Below are 16,621 nucleotides of genomic sequence, written 5' to 3'. Positions count from 1 at the left end.
CGGGGGGAGCGCGACTATGAAAATCGTGAACGGGGCCGCCGGCATTGAGCGGATCGGCGGCCAGGAGATTGAAGCTTACGAGGAGATCCTTACTCCCGAAGTGCTTGCGTTCCTTGCGAGGCTGGAGAGATTGTTCGGTCCGCAGCGCAATAAGCTGCTTCAGCTTAGGGAAGAGCGGCAGATGCGGATCGACGGGGGCGAGCTGCCGGGCTTTGTGCCGGAGACGGCGGAGATTCGCAGCGGGAATTGGACGATCGCCGGGGTGCCCGACGATCTCCAGGATCGCCGGGTGGAAATTACCGGTCCGGCCGGCGACCGCAAAATGGTGATCAATGCGCTGAACTCCGGCGCGAGAGCGTATATGGCGGATTTCGAGGATTCGAATTCGCCGACGTGGGCGAACACGATGGAAGGGCAGATCAATCTCAGGGACGCGGTGCTCGGCACAATCTCTTATGAGAACGAGGCGGGGAAACGGTATGCGCTGGGCGGCTCACCCGCGACGTTGATCGTCCGCCCGCGTGGCTGGCACTTGGAGGAGAAGCACGTCACAGTAGACGGCAATCCCGTGTCCGCCAGCCTGTTCGATTTCGGAGTATTTTTGTTTCATAATGCGCAAGCTTTATTGGCAAAAGGAAGCGGTCCCTATTTTTACCTCCCGAAGCTGGAAAGCCGTCTTGAGGCAAGGTTGTGGAACGAAGTGTTCACATATGCGGAGAAGGAACTCGGCATCGCGCACGGCACGATCAAGGCAACCGTCCTGATCGAGACGATTCTGGCCGCGTTCGAGATGGATGAAATCCTCTACGAGCTGCGAGAGCATATCGTCGGCTTGAACTGCGGCAGATGGGATTATATTTTCAGCTACATTAAGAAGCTGCGGAATCAGAGCGATGTAATCCTGCCGGACCGCAGTCTGGTCACGATGGAAACGCCTTTCATGAGAGCTTACTCGCTGCTTGCCATCAAGACGTGTCATCGGCGGGGAGCTTTCTGTATCGGCGGAATGGCGGCCCAGATTCCGGTCAAGCACGATCCTGCCGCGAACGAAGCGGCGATCGCGAAGGTCCGCGCCGACAAGCTGCGGGAGGCCCGCGACGGACATGACGGCACATGGGTCGCTCACCCGGCGCTGGTGCCGGTCGCCATGGAGGTGTTCGACCAGCGGATGCCCACGCCGAACCAAATCCACAAGCACCTGGACGAGGTCGAGATTACAGCAGCCGATCTGCTCGAGGTTCCGCAAGGTCCGGTTACCGAGGCGGGCGTGCGGATGAATGTGAGCGTCGGCATCCGGTATCTTGAAGCATGGCTGCGCGGCTCCGGCGCGGTGCCGATTCACCATCTGATGGAGGACGCAGCGACTGCGGAAATATCGCGGGCGCAGCTGTGGCAGTGGATCAACCATCCAAGAGGCGTGCTCGACGACGGGCGGAAGGTGACGGCGGAATGGGTCGATGCCGTGATCACGGAGGAAGCGGAGCGGATCAAGCAGGAGGAGCCGGATGACTTCCGCAAGATGCACTGGGATCTTACCGTGAAGCTGTTCCGCCAGATGACCGTGACCGGACAATTCGATGATTTCCTGACCAGCCGGTTCTACAGCTATCTGGCTTAGCGGCGACGGCTCCGCATCACGGGCGATATATGAGCCGGTTACCCGGATCGGGTGCATTGGCGTCATAAAGCGGGAGGTTTTCCGTCTAAACTACACGGATATGGGGATCCAGCGGAACCTAACGGGAGGTTTTCCCGTTCTTATCCGCGACTCGGGTCAATGAAAACCATGCATGAACCAGGATAAGGAGGCATTTACATGCGATTAAATACGGGTACCACGGAAGAAACGCCGATCATGGAGAACTGCTTTACGTGCGGGGAGAGTGTGGGCGCTTCCGAGCCGGCGAACCCGGCCAAGTTGTGCGCATCCTGCGCGGAGACGGCCGATTTGCCGATGTCGCATTATTTTCTGACGCAGTATTACTACCGGTTCGCCGACTGAGATCAGGCCCGCGCAAACCCCACGTATGAAAATGTTGCCTGTTATTATATAATGATTATAACAGGGTATAACAGTTTCCATTGAGGGGTTTGATACGATGGGTCCTCCGGAATTCGCGACAAAGCATGAACAGATCATACAACACATTGAAGGGCTGGGCATCGGTACCCGGATATCGGTCCGCAAAATTGCGCAAGAGCTGGAAGTCAGCGAAGGCACGGCGTACCGGGCGATCAAGGACGCGGAGAACCGGGGAATTGTGAGCACGAAAGAAAGAACGGGCACGGTTCGGGTCGAGAAAAAGCAGCGCCAGCATATCGACAAGCTGACGTTCGAGGAGATCGTCAAAATGGTCGACGGCGAGGTGCTCGGCGGGGCATCGGGTCTGCACAAAACGCTGAACAAATTCGTAATCGGCGCGATGCAGCTTGAGGCGATGATCCGCTACATTGAGCCGGGCAATCTGCTGATCGTTGGCAACCGGAACCGGGCGCATCACAGCGCGCTGACGCTGGGCGCCGGCGTTCTGATTACCGGAGGCTTCGATACGACCGACGATGTCAAAGAGCTGGCCGATGAGCTGGAGCTTCCGATTATCCGCAGCGGGTACGACACGTTTACGGTTGCGGCGCTGATCAACCGGGCAATTTTTGACCGGGTCATCAAGAAGCAGATTCTGCTCGTCGGGGATATTCTCCGCACGGATCAACCGATTGCGTACATGCATAAAACGGATACGGTTGACGATGTGCTGGGGCGGATCGAGGAAACGAACCATAACCGTTTTCCGGTGGTAGATGATACGTTCAAGCCGGTCGGCATGATTACAACGAAGGATATTATCGGCGCTTCGGGCAATCAGGCGATCGACAAGCTGATGACGCGCAACCCGCTCACCGTCACGCCGCAGACCTCGGTCGCGACGGCCGGTCATATGATGGTGTGGGAGGCGATCGAATTGCTGCCCGTCATCGACGAGAAAGGGAAGCTGCATGGGGTGATCAGCCGCAAAGATGTGCTGAAGGCGTTGCAGAACATCCAGATGCAGCCGCAGAACGGCGAGACGCTGGAGGACCAGATCTGGTCGGCCTTCGAGGAACGCAGGGACGATCAGGGCAGACTGTATTACCATGGCGCGATTGCGGCGTCCATGAGCAACCAGGTCGGCAACATGTCCGAAGGCATTCTGGCGAGCCTGATCAACCAGGTCGTCACACGCACGATGAAAGAGCACCGGCGCGGCGATCTGCACATCGACAGCACGTCGGTATACTACCTCGCGCCGGTCGAGATCGAGCAGGACGTCGACCTGTACCCGAAGGTCATCGAGTCCAGCCGCAGGTTCTGCAAGGTGCTGGTCGAGGTATCCACCGGCGGCAAGCGTGTCGCGCAGGCGATGATCACCGCACGGCTGTTCGATCAGGCTTGAGCAGGTGCGTGGGCGAAGTGGAAGTTTGCTTTTAAGCTGTACGAAAAGCTAGCTTGCGCCGAGGTGCGGAACGCACCCTGCGAGCTACTACACGAACAAACGCCCCGCCGGACGTTGCTTGTCCGGCGGGGCGTTTGTGGCGTTAGAATCCATGTTATTTCGCGGCCCACATGGCTTCCATGTCCTCGAGCGTCTTGCCCTTCGTTTCCGGAACGGAACGCCAGGTGAAGAAGAAGGTGAACAGGGACGCCGCGCCGAAAATCCAGAACGTCATTGCCGCGCCTGCGAACTCCAGCATCGGCGGGAACATCTGGGACACGACGTAGTCGCCGCCCCACAACGCGACCGAAGCGATGGCGATCGCGATGCCGCGGACGCGGTTCGGGAAAATCTCGGACAGCATGACCCAGACGACAGGTCCGAGCGAGATGGCGAACGCCGCAACATAGACCAGAATAAAGATAAGCACCAGCGGACCTGTGGTCAGTCCCGTGTAGAACGCCCCGCCGATAACGGCCAGGCAAACGGTCATCAGCGAAGAACCGACGAGCAGCAGCGCTTTGCGGCCTACTTTATCGATCAGCCAAACCGCCAGAATCGTGAACAGGAAGTTGATCAAGCCGATCAGGATCGTCTGCGTCAGAGACGCATCCGTGCCGGCGCCCATCGTTTTGAAAATTTCCGGGGCATAATACATGATGGCGTTAATGCCCGTAACGTGCTGCAGGATCGCGAGCATGACGCCTACAAAGAGCGCCGTCCGAAGGCCGGGTTTAAACAATTGCTTGAGCGAGCCCGATTGCTGCTCCTGCTTGAATGATTCCTTGATTTCCAGCACTTCCTTCTTGGCCGCTTCCTCGCCATGGATCCGAAGCAGGATCGGCAGCGCCTGCGCGGCCTTGCCTTGCTTGATCAGCCATCTTGGGCTCTCCGGAATGAAGAACAAGAGGATGAAGAACAGCAGGCCCGGGACCGCGCCGACCGCGAACATCCAGCGCCATGCGGTCGAGACGTCCCATGCGTCATCGCCCATTCCGGCAATCCACATGTTCAGGAAGTAGACGACGAAAATTCCGGTCACGATCGCGAATTGATTGAGCGCGACCAGTCTGCCGCGGAATTTCGCAGGAGCGATCTCCGCATTGTAAAGCGGGCAGAGGGTGGAGGTTATTCCGATGCCGATGCCTCCGATTATGCGTGCGATGATGTAGCTCGAGAACGTCGCCGGAATGGCGGAGCCGATCGAGCCGATGACGAACAGGAGCGCTGCGGCGATCAGCACGTTTTTGCGGCCGAATCGTTCACTGAGGACGCCGGAGAATCCTGCGCCGACAATACAACCTACGATCAAGCTGGATACGGCCCAGCCAACCTGCATGCTGCTGAGCATGAACTTTTGCTCCATGAATCCGATTGCGCCCGAAACGACCGCAATGTCAAAGCCGAACAATAATCCGCCTAGAGCGGCGACGATGGACACGAGGGTGACGAACGTCATATTGATTTTTTCAGGCTGTGGCGATTCCGCCGCGGCCATGTGCTGCTTTATAACGACTGCCATTGTTAAGACTCCCTTCCCGCATTTCATACCGGTAACCGGTTGCTAATCAGCATTATAGCACCGGGCATCACGCGCCAAGGGGGCAATCAACAGCACTTATCCGTGTTGTTCCTGCATTTTAATTATCATCATCCTCTCCCGGGCGGCATTCATCCGGAAATTAGCATTATATTGTCCCTCGGCAACAAAAAAGTCCATGCCTGCGAAGGCAAGGACTTCCAGCAGGACCGCTTATCTGGCTTGGCCGCGGTATTCCGAAGGGGAGACGCCGGTAATTTTTTTGAAAACCCGGCTGAAATAATTCGGGTCCTTGTAGCCAACCTCGAAGCATACCTCCTTCAGGCTCAGACGATCCGCAGCGATCAGCGACTTTGCCCTGTCGATGCGAAGGCGGGTGACGAAATCGATGAACGTTTCGCCGACCTGCTGCTTGAAAATTTTGCTGAAATAATGGGGATTAAGGTGGACGAAATCCGCAACTTCCTCGAGCGACACTTCCTCCGTGAATCGCTCCCGGATATATTGCCGGGCGCGGTCAAGCACGGTCACGGTCTGCTGCTCGCGCTCCTCGCGAATGCGCTGCAGGGCGGACACCACATACGATTGGTGCTCCGAATAAGGCTCCGAATCCGTCCGTTCGACGGCAGACGGGGGATTTGCCTTGGCGGCAACGGGCGCGTTGGCCGCGCTGCTCCGACCGTTTTTGAGCTCGTCGAAATGGCATACCTTACCGCCCCGATCAGTGCAAGAGGAAGCGAATACCGCTTCGAAATAGGATTTGCGGAGCCCTTCCGCGCCGCTCCGCACGGATCCGATGCCGACCGACACCGCGGTTTCGAGCTGCCGCTCGGTCAGCGCACACAGCATTTGCCCGCAGCGCTTCGTTACTTCGCGCCACTCTTCATCCTTGACGGCGCGGTTTTTCCGCATGAAAATCGCCATATGCCGCTCGATCGCCGAGCTGACGATACAGGCTGACCCTTGCGTTTTGGCGAAGCCGCGAATCGCGTCGTACATTTTTTTCTGGTCGGCGGGGTCCGACTGCTCCGGGAAGGCGACGACGAACGCACTGCCTCGGTCGAGCGGGAAGTCCAGCCATTCGGCCAGCCGGCTCGCGTCCGCATCCATGACGGCGTCGATCATCAGCATCATGGCCAGCTCGTTCTCGACGAGCGGCTGCAGCTGCGATAATTTATCCTTAAGCTCAAGCTCGTCCTGCCGCCTGCTTTTCTCGAGCTCCAGCTCATCGACCAACAGGCGCAGCGCGGCCACAATCTGCTCCCGTTTGGCGGGCTTGAGGATGTAGTCTTTCACGCCGAGCGACAGGGCTTCCTTCGCATACGCAAAATAGTCATAAGCCGTGACGAGCACCAGCTTCGTTTCGGGCAGCCGCGCCTTGATCTCGCGCAGCGCCTCAAGCCCCTTGATGCCCGGCATATTGACGTCCATGAACACGATATGAGGCCGGTATTCCTCCGCGCGCTCGATGGCCGCCCGCCCGTTCTCGGCGTGAATGATCTGAAAGGTGTCCGGCATCATCCGCTGCACGATCCATTCGAGTCCTTCCCGCTCCAGCGCTTCGTCATCCGCGATCAACAGCCGATACATGGGTGTTCTCATCCTCCTTTTCTTCGGGGATCACGATCGACACCGCCGTTCCTTCTCCAGGCACGCTGTCGATGTCCACGAGGTCGCTGCGTCCGTAAAACAATTGCAGCCGCTTGAACACGTTTCGGGTGCCGAGACCGGTCGATTGTCGATTGTCCGATTCGGCTTCCAGCCGCAAAAGCGCCAGCCTCACATGCTCGCTCATCCCGGCGCCGTTATCCGCAATTCGAATACGGATGCCGTGCGGCACACGCCCGATCTTCAGCCAGATGACCGCGCCTTCCTCACGGCCGGCAATGCCGTGGACGAACGCATTTTCCACGATCGGTTGAAGCGTCAGCGACGGAATCGCCGCTTGCAGGGCAGATTCGTCGATATCGAGCTCGAGGCGGATACGTTCCCGGAAGCGGGCCTGCTGGATCGCGAAATATTCCTTCACATGCTCCAGCTCGCTGCGCAGCGTCACCGGCGTGTCAAGCTTGCGCAGATTGTACCGCATCAGATTCGACATCGACACGATCAGATCGCTTGTCCTCTCCGCACCCTCCAGCAAGGCCAGCTTGGCCAGCACATTAAGCGTGTTGAACAGAAAATGGGGATTGATCTGGCTTTGCAAAGCCTGCAGCTCCAGTTCCTTCACCAGCCGATCCTTCTCCAGACTTTCTTTATCGCGCTCGATCAACGTTTTGAGCTCGGTCGACATTCGCTCGAAAGCATCGGACAGAATGCCGAGCTCGTCATTGGAGCGGGGAGACGGCTCGACCGAGAAATTGCCCTTGGACATCTGCCTGGCCGTGCGGACAAGCCGGCTTACCGGTCCGGTAATGCTGCGCGAAATCCACACGGCCAGTACGACGCTCAGCAGCGTGTTGAGCACGAATACGGCCGCCGCCAAGCGATTCATCCGCTCGTTCTCCGACTGAATCCGCTTGAATACGGGCTGATAGAAGCTCAGTTCCAGATCGACGAGCCGCTGGCCCTCCTCGCGGATATAGGCGGTCGTCTGCTCGGCATCCTCATAATGGGCAAGCGCGGAGCGGGGGTCTGCGGCCGCCGCCGAATTCCGTGCGGCTGAAGCCTGTTCGGCAAATGTGCCCAGCATGTAGGTGTAGCTGCGCAGCGACGCGGGCGGCAGCGAGCCGCTCCCGGCGCCGGTAAGTGCCGCGCGCTGCTCCTGCAGTCTCGCCCGGGCGTTGTCGAATTCCGCGAGGGCCGAACCGTTGTCGTTCGGATTGAGTAGGTAGGCATACAGCAGCCGCAAATTGTCATCCGCCGTCCGGGCGGCTTGCTTGTAGAGCAGCATTCGTTCCGTCATCGCCTCATAGCTCTTCTGCACCGTTTGCGCGCTCGTGAACAGGAAGAACGTGACCGAATTGACGAGCAGCACGAGCAGCGGGATAAAAAGCAGCAGCTTCCTGCGGATCGTCATGGGCAGCGTTCTCCGTTTCCGATGTCGTCCGACTTGCGGTCCAGCACATCGATTGACGTGAAATACCGGGGCCCCGGCGTTCGGCCTTCCTTGTAACCCGAAAAAAGCGACAGCGCCTGAAAGCCCATTTCGTACGGATGTTGAACGATCGACGATTCGATCCGGCAGTCGGCAATGGCCTCAACGGTGTCCGCTATGTCGTCAAAGGCATAGATGCGCACATCCTGTCGGTTCAGGCGACCGGCGGCTTCCACGATGCCGACGCCATCCAGCGAGCTGAAGCCTACCATATAACGCACTTGCGGGTTACGGGTCAAAATGTCTTCCGCCTCCTGCACGGCTTGCAGGCGCGAAATTTCGGTGGCGCGGACATCCGCGACCGACAGGCCGGGATACCCATCGATGACGGCCCGGAATCCGGCCAGCCGCAGCCGTTGATTTTCAGCCTGCTCGGTGCCGATCAGGACGCCGACGTTCCCCCGTCCCCGGGCGGCTTGCGCGACAAGCTCGCCCATCTTCCGCCCGGCCGCGAGATTGTCGGTACCGACATAGGCGAGCCGGCGGCTGCCGGGCTCGTCCGTGTCTACGGCGATTACCGCTATGCCTTGGCTGACGGCTTGGTCGATCAGCTTCCGGTACTCGGGGTCGTTGATCCCCTGCAGCAGAATCGCATCGGGCTTGGCCGCAATCGATTTCTTCAGCAGCCGGATCTGCTCGGCCGGATTGATTCGGACAGGACCGATATATTCCAGATGGTAGCCGTATTGCAGGGAGGCATCCCTTGCGCCTTGCTCGACCGAACGCCAGAACGGATTGTCCAGCTCCTGCGAGATCAGCACGACATAGGCTGCGGGCTCCTCGCCGTCGGCTCCGTTCAGCGGGTGCGCGAGATCCCGAATTCGCAACGTTGAGTATAGAAACTGCAAAAGTAGAAAAACAAATAACAGGAGGAGGAGGAGAATGGCCAGGTTCCATTTGCGGTTCGACATGCGATATCCTCCTTCATCCGGCAGCTTAGGCTATTATACATGCAGCTTGTTGACTTTTCCAACTGTATAATATATGATTACAGTATTAATTGTAACATTTGTAGTTACAGATTTTAGAAACGGTGGTGAAAAAAACATGAACGTCAACATAGCGGAGTGGGTACAGGGCAATACGGGCAAAGGCGAGTTGATTCACGGCTTTGTCGAGTCCGTCGATTTGGAGAAAGGGATCGTGAAGGTTCATGTGGTTGCCTCCGATAATGAAGAGGCCGTCGGAACGGCGGTATACATGCTCTCCAGTTGGGTAAAGGCGTTGAAGGACACCTCGGTCAAGGAGGAGCAGCAGCTTAGAATGCTGATCGATCTGGCTCTCGAGACGGACGATGAGGCTTGGTTTATGGAGTTGACTGGCCAATTGAAGAGCTTGGGGAGGACCGCTTCCGCGCCGGAACGCGGCCTTGAGGCGAATCCCCGCATCGCGAGGATATTCGGTTTGAAGTAAACGCGGGCGGCATACGCTCGCGATGAACAGGCTGCCGCGGCAGCCTGTTTTTTTGCGAAAAGCGTCGGTAAGCTATTGCTCTTTTATCCACGCTTAGAGAGAATGGGATTACATGTGCGGCGAATGCCGACTAACGATCCGATCGGGAAGGGTGGCGCCGGCATGCCGGTTATTATAAGATTTTTGTTGCTGCTGAAACCTTATTACAGGCAGGGAGCGGCCATTTTCACGCTGCTGCTGCTGTCGACGATCTTGACGGTTGCGACCCCGTTCTTCTACAAAGAGCTGGTGGACAACGGCATTCTGATGAACAACAATACCGTGCTTCTGCGGATGCTCGGCGCGATTGCGGCGGCGCTCGTCCTGCAGGAGCTGATCCATCTCTGGCAAGTATCGCTGAACCTGAAGGTGCGCAAAGGCGTGTTTCTCGGATTAAGAATGGATGTCTACAAGCATTTGCTGACAATGCCGCCCGGCTTCTATTCGCAGCATCATAAGGGCAGGCTGCTTTCGAGAATGACGTCGGATGTGGATGCGGTTCAAAATCTCGTGCTTGAAAAATATATCGGGTTCGTCCACAGTCTTCTGGTGGCCTTATTCATTTTTGTCGTCATTTTCACATTGGACTGGCAGATGGTGTTCGCAGCCTCCCTGCTGCTGCCGTTTCTTTATTTTCTGTACAGGCTGTTCAGAACGGGGATCGCCGCCCTTGGCAGGCAAGCGCAGGAGGAGCAGGAAGGCCTGATGGAAAGGCTGCAGGAGGATCTGTCCATGGTGCGGGCGATCCAGTCCTATTCCGTCATGGAGGATCGGATACAGCGGACATGCATCCGGATGGAGCGGACGGAAAAGGCAAAAAACAGATTGAACATGAGATATTCTGCGGCGTCGTCGTCCACGATCGTCCTGAACGTGATCGGGCTGCTGATCATTTGGGGAATGGGCGGCGCGGCGGTTATGCGCGGTTCGATGACGATCGGCACGTTGGTCGCGATCTCTTTTTACCTGAACTACACGGTAGACTTGTTTTACAGCGCCTATAACATTGTCATGGGCTTCCAGAGATCCAAGCCGGCTGCGGAGCGCATATTCGAGGTCATGGATTTGGCGCCGGTGATCGCCGACCGCTCCGACGCGGTCGAACCGCCGATGCTCGCCGGGAGCGTCGAGTTCCGGAACGTGTCTTTTGCCTATCCCGGCGGCCGGCCGGTATTCGCGAACGTCAGCTTCACGGCGCATCCGGGCGAGGTGATCGGCATTCTGGGACCAAGCGGCCAAGGCAAGACGACATTGGTGAATCTGCTCATGCGTTATTATGACCCCGACGAGGGTGCCATTGAAATCGACGGATTGGATATCAGGCGGATCAAGCTGGAATGTCTGAAAACAAAGGTCGCGATCGTTCCACAGGAAGATTACCTGTTCAACCTTTCTATCCGGGATAACATCGTAATGGGCCGATCGTATTTGACGGAGGCGCAGATTGCGGAGGCTTGCGCATTGTCCAGGGTGGATCGGTTCGCGCCTTCCTTCGAGGACGGGTATGAAACAATAGTTGGAGAGAACGGCATGCGCCTGTCCGCGGGACAGAAGAAAAGAATTGCGATGGCGAGGGCGCTTGCGGACAATCCCCATGTGCTCATTTTCGATGAGGCGACGTCCGTTCTGGACGAGGAGAACGAACGCGAAATCCTGCGTTCGATTCGAACGATGGCGCGCGAGCGGATCGTCATCCTGATTACTCATAAAAGGGACAACGTGACCGGGGCGGCCCAAATTGTCCATATGGCTGACGGGGGACTTAAGACGTACGACGGTTATGAGGAATTTGTCAGAAAATGTGTAAAAAAATGTTGATCATTCGTGCCGTACTTGTTAATATAAAGCCATAATAACGTTTGCGGGGAGGGTGCAGGATGGATAAGGAGCAACAAGTCAAAGGCACGCCGGCATACGAGAAGCCCGTATTGACGAAACACGCCCGCTTAAAGGAAGTGACGTTGAGCAGCACGGGCGGCGGAGGGGACAAGCGTGGCGGTTCGGGGAAGAAAGACGGCAAAGGCGGCAACGACAACGGAGACAATTAACGGCGGCCGTTCGCCGGGCATATCGATTATCAGACTACCGGATATGATGGACGGTAGTTTTTATTATGCCGGCGAGATAATGCCAGTAGCTCCCTTTGTGATAATGAAGGAGAAAGGCTTGTCCGGGAAATACGATCCGGAAGGCGCACCGGAGCTTGAACGTGAAGCCCGGCGTCGTCAGAAACTGCAGCAAATAACGGTCGGATTGCCCGGTTTGCCCGCACGCGGCCCGGAACACCCACTTCTCGAAAACGCCGGTCGCGGTGCCCGCAAGCTCGGCCAAGATGCGGTCCGGAACGTCCGGCGCGGAGAGTTCGGCAGCTTTGCGCAGGCTGTACAGGACGGGCAAGCCGGTCTGCGTCTGCCGGACCAGCCGGACGAACAGCTCCCAGTCGATCTGATTCCGGTAACGGCGCATGACGGCAATGATGTCGCAGCAGGATACCTGCCAATCGTCGAAATGGTGCTGGAACAAATGCAGGCACAGATGGAGGAGCAGCGCCTCGTGCCGGAGGATGGTCAAAGGGCACTCCGGCGTGTCAAGCGTCAGCGTATGCCCGCTTAACAGCTCGCTGTCGAGTTTGCCAAGATAAGGGTACGGACCGAGAGAAAAATGAACGTCGATCGGAATGACCGGATGGCTGCCGCCCAGATACGTAATTTTGTTGGAGAAATGCTGATGGACCCACATATCCATGCCGATGACCGTGTCCTCATAGCCCATGGCGCGAATAATGCGGTCCGCCTGCTCGAAATGCTTGCGGTCGATCAGCACATCGATATCCTCGACCGGCCTCACCCCGAACGGATAGATGCTGTGGATGAGATGCGAGCCTTTCAGGACAGTCGCCGGAATGCCGTGCTCGCGCAAGGACGCGATCAACTGATAGAGCCTTTGTTGAATGAACATATTGCGAACACCGATCTCGCGCGCAACAGGCTTGATATCCTTGTCGTATAAGGAATCGACGGCCGGATCATCCCCGTTTATAAAATGATAGAGCGGCTTTCGCATCGATTGTTCCACGTCACAGCCTCCGATTCTGCGCTAGAAAATCAAGAGCAAGCTTATACCAGTTTTCCCTGTCGCCGCCCAACATAAGTTTTGCGGACGGCAGGCAGCTTACCAGCCTGCCCGTGAAATCGAAATGGGCGGCGGCGGATACGGCGTCAAAGCATACCAGGGTCAAAGGAAGCAGCTCCACCAGCGCTTCGCCAGGGGCCATCGGCTCAAGCCTGCTTGCTTCGCCGGGTGCCCAGTACGGGAACAGGATGGCGTTCAGACGGCTTGTGCGCTTGAATTGCCGGGGGTAATAGAGGCGCATGTCCAGCCTGTTTTTGACGCGCTCCTCGGCGGAGAGCCCCTCGATGCTGCGCAGGGCGGGAATATGCGCGATGTTGGATGCGAACACCTTGAACGGCTCGTAAAATCCGATCATTTCCACGCCGCCGTCCGCTTCGGCGCGCAAGAAGCAGCGGTCGTCGGCCATAAAATCGAAGCCGCGGTCGAGCAGATCCGCAGAAAGCGTCGACTTGCCTCGGCCCGATTTCCCCGCCAGAAGCAGGCCGTTCCCGTCCAGGCTCACTGCCGCCGCGTGATGCGGATACAGCCCCTTTTGTCTCAGAAGCTCCAGCAGCGGATGCATGAAATCCTCAAAACGCCAGATTGATTCCCGACAGGAATTGGAGTATGCATGTCCGATAATTTCATAGGCGGAGCGGTTCACCGTCATTAGACCAAGCTCATGAAAATCGACGATCCATAGACCCTCATGCCGATAATAGCGGGAAAAATCGTTTTCGAAGGTGAGCTCGGCCTGCGCGGGTATCCGAAACGGGATCGCTTCGTCCTGCTCGTAGCCGATCAAGCTCACCCGAATCGCATCCTCGGCTGCGCCGGCTGCCTCGACCTCGAATTCGCTCAGCCAGACTGCTGACATCGCCAGCAGCGTCTCATCGGAGGAACCGATCTGAATATCGGCATGGCCGATCCTGAAATGTTTGGTTTGAAATTCGGCGTTCGGCATGCTTACACTCCCGAAGAATAAATCACTTTATAATGGGCGGTTGTCTGCTCGGAATCCAGGTAGACGCCGCCGTTCCGCGTCAACCAGCAATGGCCCTCCAGCCGGGCGCCCTTTTTGCTGATTCCGATGTGGATCTTGACGCCGTCAACACCGGCGCGAAGAAGGAAATAGTAGAGGAGCAGACTTTTTCTCAAGCAATTATTGCGGATGACGAACAGCTGGAGGCGGGCGATCCGCTCGATTGTCCGAACCGTCAAGCGGATGGCATCCTCATCGGCGCGAACATGCCGCTTGCGGGCTTCGAGGACCGCGAGCACGCGGGGCAGCTTGGCGAACGCCAGCAGGCAGTTGATCCAGACTGCGGCGAGCATGATCCGAACATAGAGCCTCATACCCGGAGAAGTCCTTCTCCTGCCATATCGGTGAGGAAGTCGAGTATATCTCCCTGGACCTCCTCGGCAGGCACGCCAAAGGCGGCGGCGACTTCCGATATAATGGCCCGAACGCTTTGGAGGCCGTCACAGCAGGCCCATACGGCCGCTCCGACCGGGTTGGTGCTGTAATAATAGCCGCTGTTCAAATTCAATAAAATCATATCGGGCGGCATGGATTGGGACCTGACTGCCGCGGCTTTGGCGGGAATGCTCAGCAAGCTGAGGCTGCTCATCTGCTGTCGCTCCTTGTCGATCATCTTTCTGTTCATTTTATAGCTTGCCGGGCCGATGTTCAATACGTATTTGGCCTGCACATTTTTATCCCGGGGCAGTAGCGGATTTCTGGGCATCGGAATATGTTGTCGTTAGCGGGAGCGAAGAATGGGGGAATGAAACCGTTCGGGGCCCGGTTACGGAATTGTCTAATATCGATAACGGAGGTTTACGAATGAGTGAATTCCAGAACGAACTGAAGCAGTTGAAGGTGTCCGATTATCAGGCAGGCAATCTGACGCCTGCAGGGGCTCAAGGACAATACCCGACTGGCGATACCCGGCTTTGTGTCGGGTTTTGCATTGGGTTCGGCGGCTGCGCGCAATGCATCGGATTCTGCGGGGGCTGCGCACAATGTATCGGCTTTTGCGGCGGAGGAGGCTTCTGCGGAGGCTGTGCCCGCTGCGGTGGCTTCTGCGGTGGCTGCGCCCGCTGCGGCGGCTGCGGCGGTTGCGCACGCTGCTCTGGCCATTAATAGATTTGCACCAGGCCTGGGAGCAACTATTGCCCCTGCCCCCGTTACCGGGGTGCAGGGGTTTTGTTGCGCAGAGTGGCATGATGGACATATTGCATGACATACGATTGGAAGGAAGGGGATCGATTTGAAATTCGGTTAAGTAAAGGAGGAGGTTTCGTTTGAACCCTTCCATGCGCCTGAAAGTGAACGGAGATACGTTTTTTCTCCAGGATCCGGGCGTCGGCGTCTATTTTCGGAACAATACCGGCTCATTTCGGATGGAAGGCGATACAATTGACCAGTGGATCGGGAAGCTTATGCCCATGTTCGACGGCAACCATACGTTGGCCGCCTTGACGGAGGGCTTGCCTGACGAATACCGGGCCCGTGTGCTGGAGATCGCGGAGCATCTGCAGCGGAACGGTTTTGTGCGCGATGTGAGTCAGGACCCTCCCTGTCTGCTGCCGGATGCCGTGCTTCGGAAGTACGCATCGCAAATTGAGCTGTTGGACAGCCTGGGAGGCGCTGGCGGTTATCGTTTTGAAACTTACCGCCGGGCTAACGTGCTTGCGATTGGAGCGGGCCAGATATTCGTATCGTTGATCCGCTCGCTGCTCGAATCCGGAATGCCGAAGCTGCACATGCTGATTACCGGCGATTGCCCGACCGATCGGGAGAGGATTGCGGAGCTTGCGGCCGCTGCCCGCCTGACAGACGAAGAGGCGGAGACGGTTGAGCTGGCGCCCCCGGCCGGAAGCGGGCCGCGCTGGGGTGAAATTGTCCGGCCGTATGACGCAGTCCTGTATGTGTCGTCTCTGTCGTGGGTGCCACAGCCGCCGTCACCGTCGCCGTCGCCGCAAGCTAATTTCGAGGAGCTTCGGGCGATACACGAGGCGTGCAGGTCGGAAGCGACAATGTTCCTGCCCGCTCTTTGTCTGCCGGGCGCCGGCCTCGCGGGGCCGTTGGTGCAGCCGAATTCGGAGGGCTGCTGGGAATCGGCGTGGCTGCGGCTGCACCGCTCCGCGCTGCCGTATAATGTGGGCCCGCAAAGCGCTTCGGGGACGGCGGATGCCCTGTTGGCGAATGTGATTGTGTTTCAAATGTTCAAAGCGTTGACCGGCTGCAAGGAAGGTGAATTGACGAGCCGGCTGTTTCTGCTCAATCCGGAAACGCTTGAAGGGAGCTGGCACCCCTTTCTCCCGCACCTGTCCGTCAACCGGAACGGCCGGACCGAACACGAGGCGGAGCTTGACCTGGAAACGGCGGATGCGGCGGGCGAAGTGCCGCAGGCGGATATGCTTGCCGCTTTCGGCCGGTTGACGTCGCCCGTAACGGGTATCCTTCACAGCTGGGACGAGAGGGATTTGAAGCAGCTGCCGCTTGCGCAGTGCGGCGTCCAGGCGGCCGATCCGCTGTCGGATGGGCCGTCTGAACGGCTGCCCGAGATCGTCTGCGCGGCATTGACGCACGAGGAAGCCCGCGTGGAAGCGGGCTTGTCCGGGGTAGAGGCCTACTTGACGCGCTTGACGGGCGCCCCTGCGGTCGGCTGCGGCGCGACCGTGGCGGAAGCCGCCGCAAGGGCGCTTCGAAAGCTGCTGACCCGAACGGCGGGCTTCCGGTGCACGGATGGCAAACCTTTCGTTTACCGGGTACGGCTGAGCGAGCTCGAGGATGAACGGTGCCGGTATTATACGCGCGCCTTGACCGCGCTTCGCGGTACGCCGTTATTCGCAATGAGCGAGGCGGTGTCGGGCTTTCCGGTCATGTGGGTCGGCACTGCCGAAGACGGCTGGTTCGGCAGCGCCGGCCTGAACCGGACCTCC

15 protein-coding genes are annotated in these 16,621 nt (G+C 57.9%); 7 read left to right on the top strand and 8 right to left on the bottom strand.

Going from position 1 to position 16,621, the window contains the following annotated elements:
• Positions 1-16 precede the first annotated feature (16 nt).
• The 3 genes from aceB (at position 17) to BG52_RS06995 (ending at position 3,431) form a co-directional block, all read left to right on the top strand.
• Positions 17-1,618, top strand: a complete 1,602-nt coding sequence (aceB, locus tag BG52_RS07005) for a malate synthase A (RefSeq protein ID WP_051587662.1) — start codon at positions 17-19, stop codon at positions 1,616-1,618.
• 198 nt (positions 1,619-1,816) lie between these two features.
• Positions 1,817-2,002: a hypothetical protein gene (locus BG52_RS07000; protein ID WP_036581661.1), complete on the top strand. Its 186-nt coding sequence runs from the start codon at positions 1,817-1,819 to the stop codon at positions 2,000-2,002.
• 97 nt (positions 2,003-2,099) lie between these two features.
• Positions 2,100-3,431 (top strand): DRTGG domain-containing protein, encoded by a 1,332-nt coding sequence (locus BG52_RS06995; protein WP_036581664.1) that lies wholly within the window; start codon positions 2,100-2,102, stop codon positions 3,429-3,431.
• Between the two features lie 154 nt (positions 3,432-3,585).
• Here BG52_RS06995 and BG52_RS06990 read toward each other — a convergent pair whose 3' ends face one another.
• The 4 genes from BG52_RS06990 to BG52_RS06975 all read right to left on the bottom strand — a co-directional run bounded on the left by BG52_RS06990 (position 3,586) and on the right by BG52_RS06975 (position 9,018).
• Positions 3,586-4,992, bottom strand: coding sequence for a sugar porter family MFS transporter (locus tag BG52_RS06990; RefSeq protein ID WP_036581666.1), 1,407 nt, complete (start codon positions 4,990-4,992; stop codon positions 3,586-3,588).
• 231 nt (positions 4,993-5,223) lie between these two features.
• Entirely contained in the window at positions 5,224-6,600 is a 1,377-nt protein-coding gene (locus tag BG52_RS06985; protein WP_036581668.1) for an AraC family transcriptional regulator, read from the bottom strand.
• Positions 6,575-8,029, bottom strand: a complete 1,455-nt coding sequence (locus BG52_RS06980) for a sensor histidine kinase (RefSeq protein WP_036581671.1) — start codon at positions 8,027-8,029, stop codon at positions 6,575-6,577. Before BG52_RS06980 ends, BG52_RS06985 begins: the two co-directional genes overlap by 26 nt.
• A complete protein-coding gene (locus BG52_RS06975) occupies positions 8,026-9,018 on the bottom strand; it encodes a substrate-binding domain-containing protein (RefSeq protein ID WP_036667029.1) in 993 nt (330 codons plus the stop codon). Before BG52_RS06975 ends, BG52_RS06980 begins: the two co-directional genes overlap by 4 nt.
• 136 nt (positions 9,019-9,154) lie before the next feature.
• Here BG52_RS06975 and BG52_RS06970 point away from each other — a divergent pair, with 136 nt between their 5' ends.
• The 3 genes from BG52_RS06970 (at position 9,155) to BG52_RS15610 (ending at position 11,607) form a co-directional block, all read left to right on the top strand.
• On the top strand, positions 9,155-9,520 hold the full coding sequence (locus BG52_RS06970) for an IDEAL domain-containing protein (protein WP_036581676.1): 366 nt from the start codon (positions 9,155-9,157) through the stop codon (positions 9,518-9,520).
• Positions 9,521-9,682: 162 nt separating this feature from the next.
• The gene (locus tag BG52_RS06965; RefSeq protein ID WP_036581679.1) at positions 9,683-11,377 is read left to right on the top strand and encodes an ABC transporter ATP-binding protein; all 1,695 of its coding nucleotides are present in this window, start codon (positions 9,683-9,685) and stop codon (positions 11,375-11,377) included.
• A 59-nt stretch (positions 11,378-11,436) separates the two neighbouring features.
• Positions 11,437-11,607 carry a lasso RiPP family leader peptide-containing protein gene (locus tag BG52_RS15610; protein WP_144340755.1) on the top strand — a complete coding sequence of 57 codons (171 nt, stop codon included), beginning with the start codon at positions 11,437-11,439 and terminating at the stop codon, positions 11,605-11,607.
• A gap of 34 nt (positions 11,608-11,641) precedes the next feature.
• Here BG52_RS15610 and BG52_RS06960 read toward each other — a convergent pair whose 3' ends face one another.
• Genes BG52_RS06960 through BG52_RS06945 form a run of 4 tightly spaced genes read right to left on the bottom strand, consistent with a single transcriptional unit; the run spans position 11,642 to position 14,337 of the window.
• The gene (locus tag BG52_RS06960; protein WP_036581680.1) at positions 11,642-12,634 is read right to left on the bottom strand and encodes a nucleotidyltransferase family protein; all 993 of its coding nucleotides are present in this window, start codon (positions 12,632-12,634) and stop codon (positions 11,642-11,644) included.
• A 1-nt stretch (position 12,635) separates the two neighbouring features.
• The gene (locus tag BG52_RS06955; RefSeq protein ID WP_036581682.1) at positions 12,636-13,634 is read right to left on the bottom strand and encodes a hypothetical protein; all 999 of its coding nucleotides are present in this window, start codon (positions 13,632-13,634) and stop codon (positions 12,636-12,638) included.
• Between the two features lie 2 nt (positions 13,635-13,636).
• Entirely contained in the window at positions 13,637-14,026 is a 390-nt protein-coding gene (locus BG52_RS06950; RefSeq protein WP_036581684.1) for a lasso peptide biosynthesis B2 protein, read from the bottom strand.
• Positions 14,023-14,337 (bottom strand): PqqD family protein, encoded by a 315-nt coding sequence (locus BG52_RS06945; RefSeq protein ID WP_190287485.1) that lies wholly within the window; start codon positions 14,335-14,337, stop codon positions 14,023-14,025. Before BG52_RS06945 ends, BG52_RS06950 begins: the two co-directional genes overlap by 4 nt.
• 640 nt (positions 14,338-14,977) lie before the next feature.
• Between BG52_RS06945 and BG52_RS06940 the strand changes: the two genes are divergently transcribed.
• The coding region (locus BG52_RS06940) for a bacteriocin maturation protein (RefSeq protein ID WP_036667027.1) at positions 14,978-16,621 on the top strand (1,644 nt) is incomplete at its 3' end.

The sequence above is a fragment of the Paenibacillus darwinianus genome (assembly GCF_000598065.1).
In the GTDB taxonomy this organism is placed as follows: Bacteria; Bacillota; Bacilli; order Paenibacillales; family Paenibacillaceae; genus Paenibacillus_I; species Paenibacillus_I darwinianus.
The sequence above is the reverse complement of the archived record's forward strand: the minus strand, read 5'-3'. Positions and strand labels throughout refer to the sequence as shown.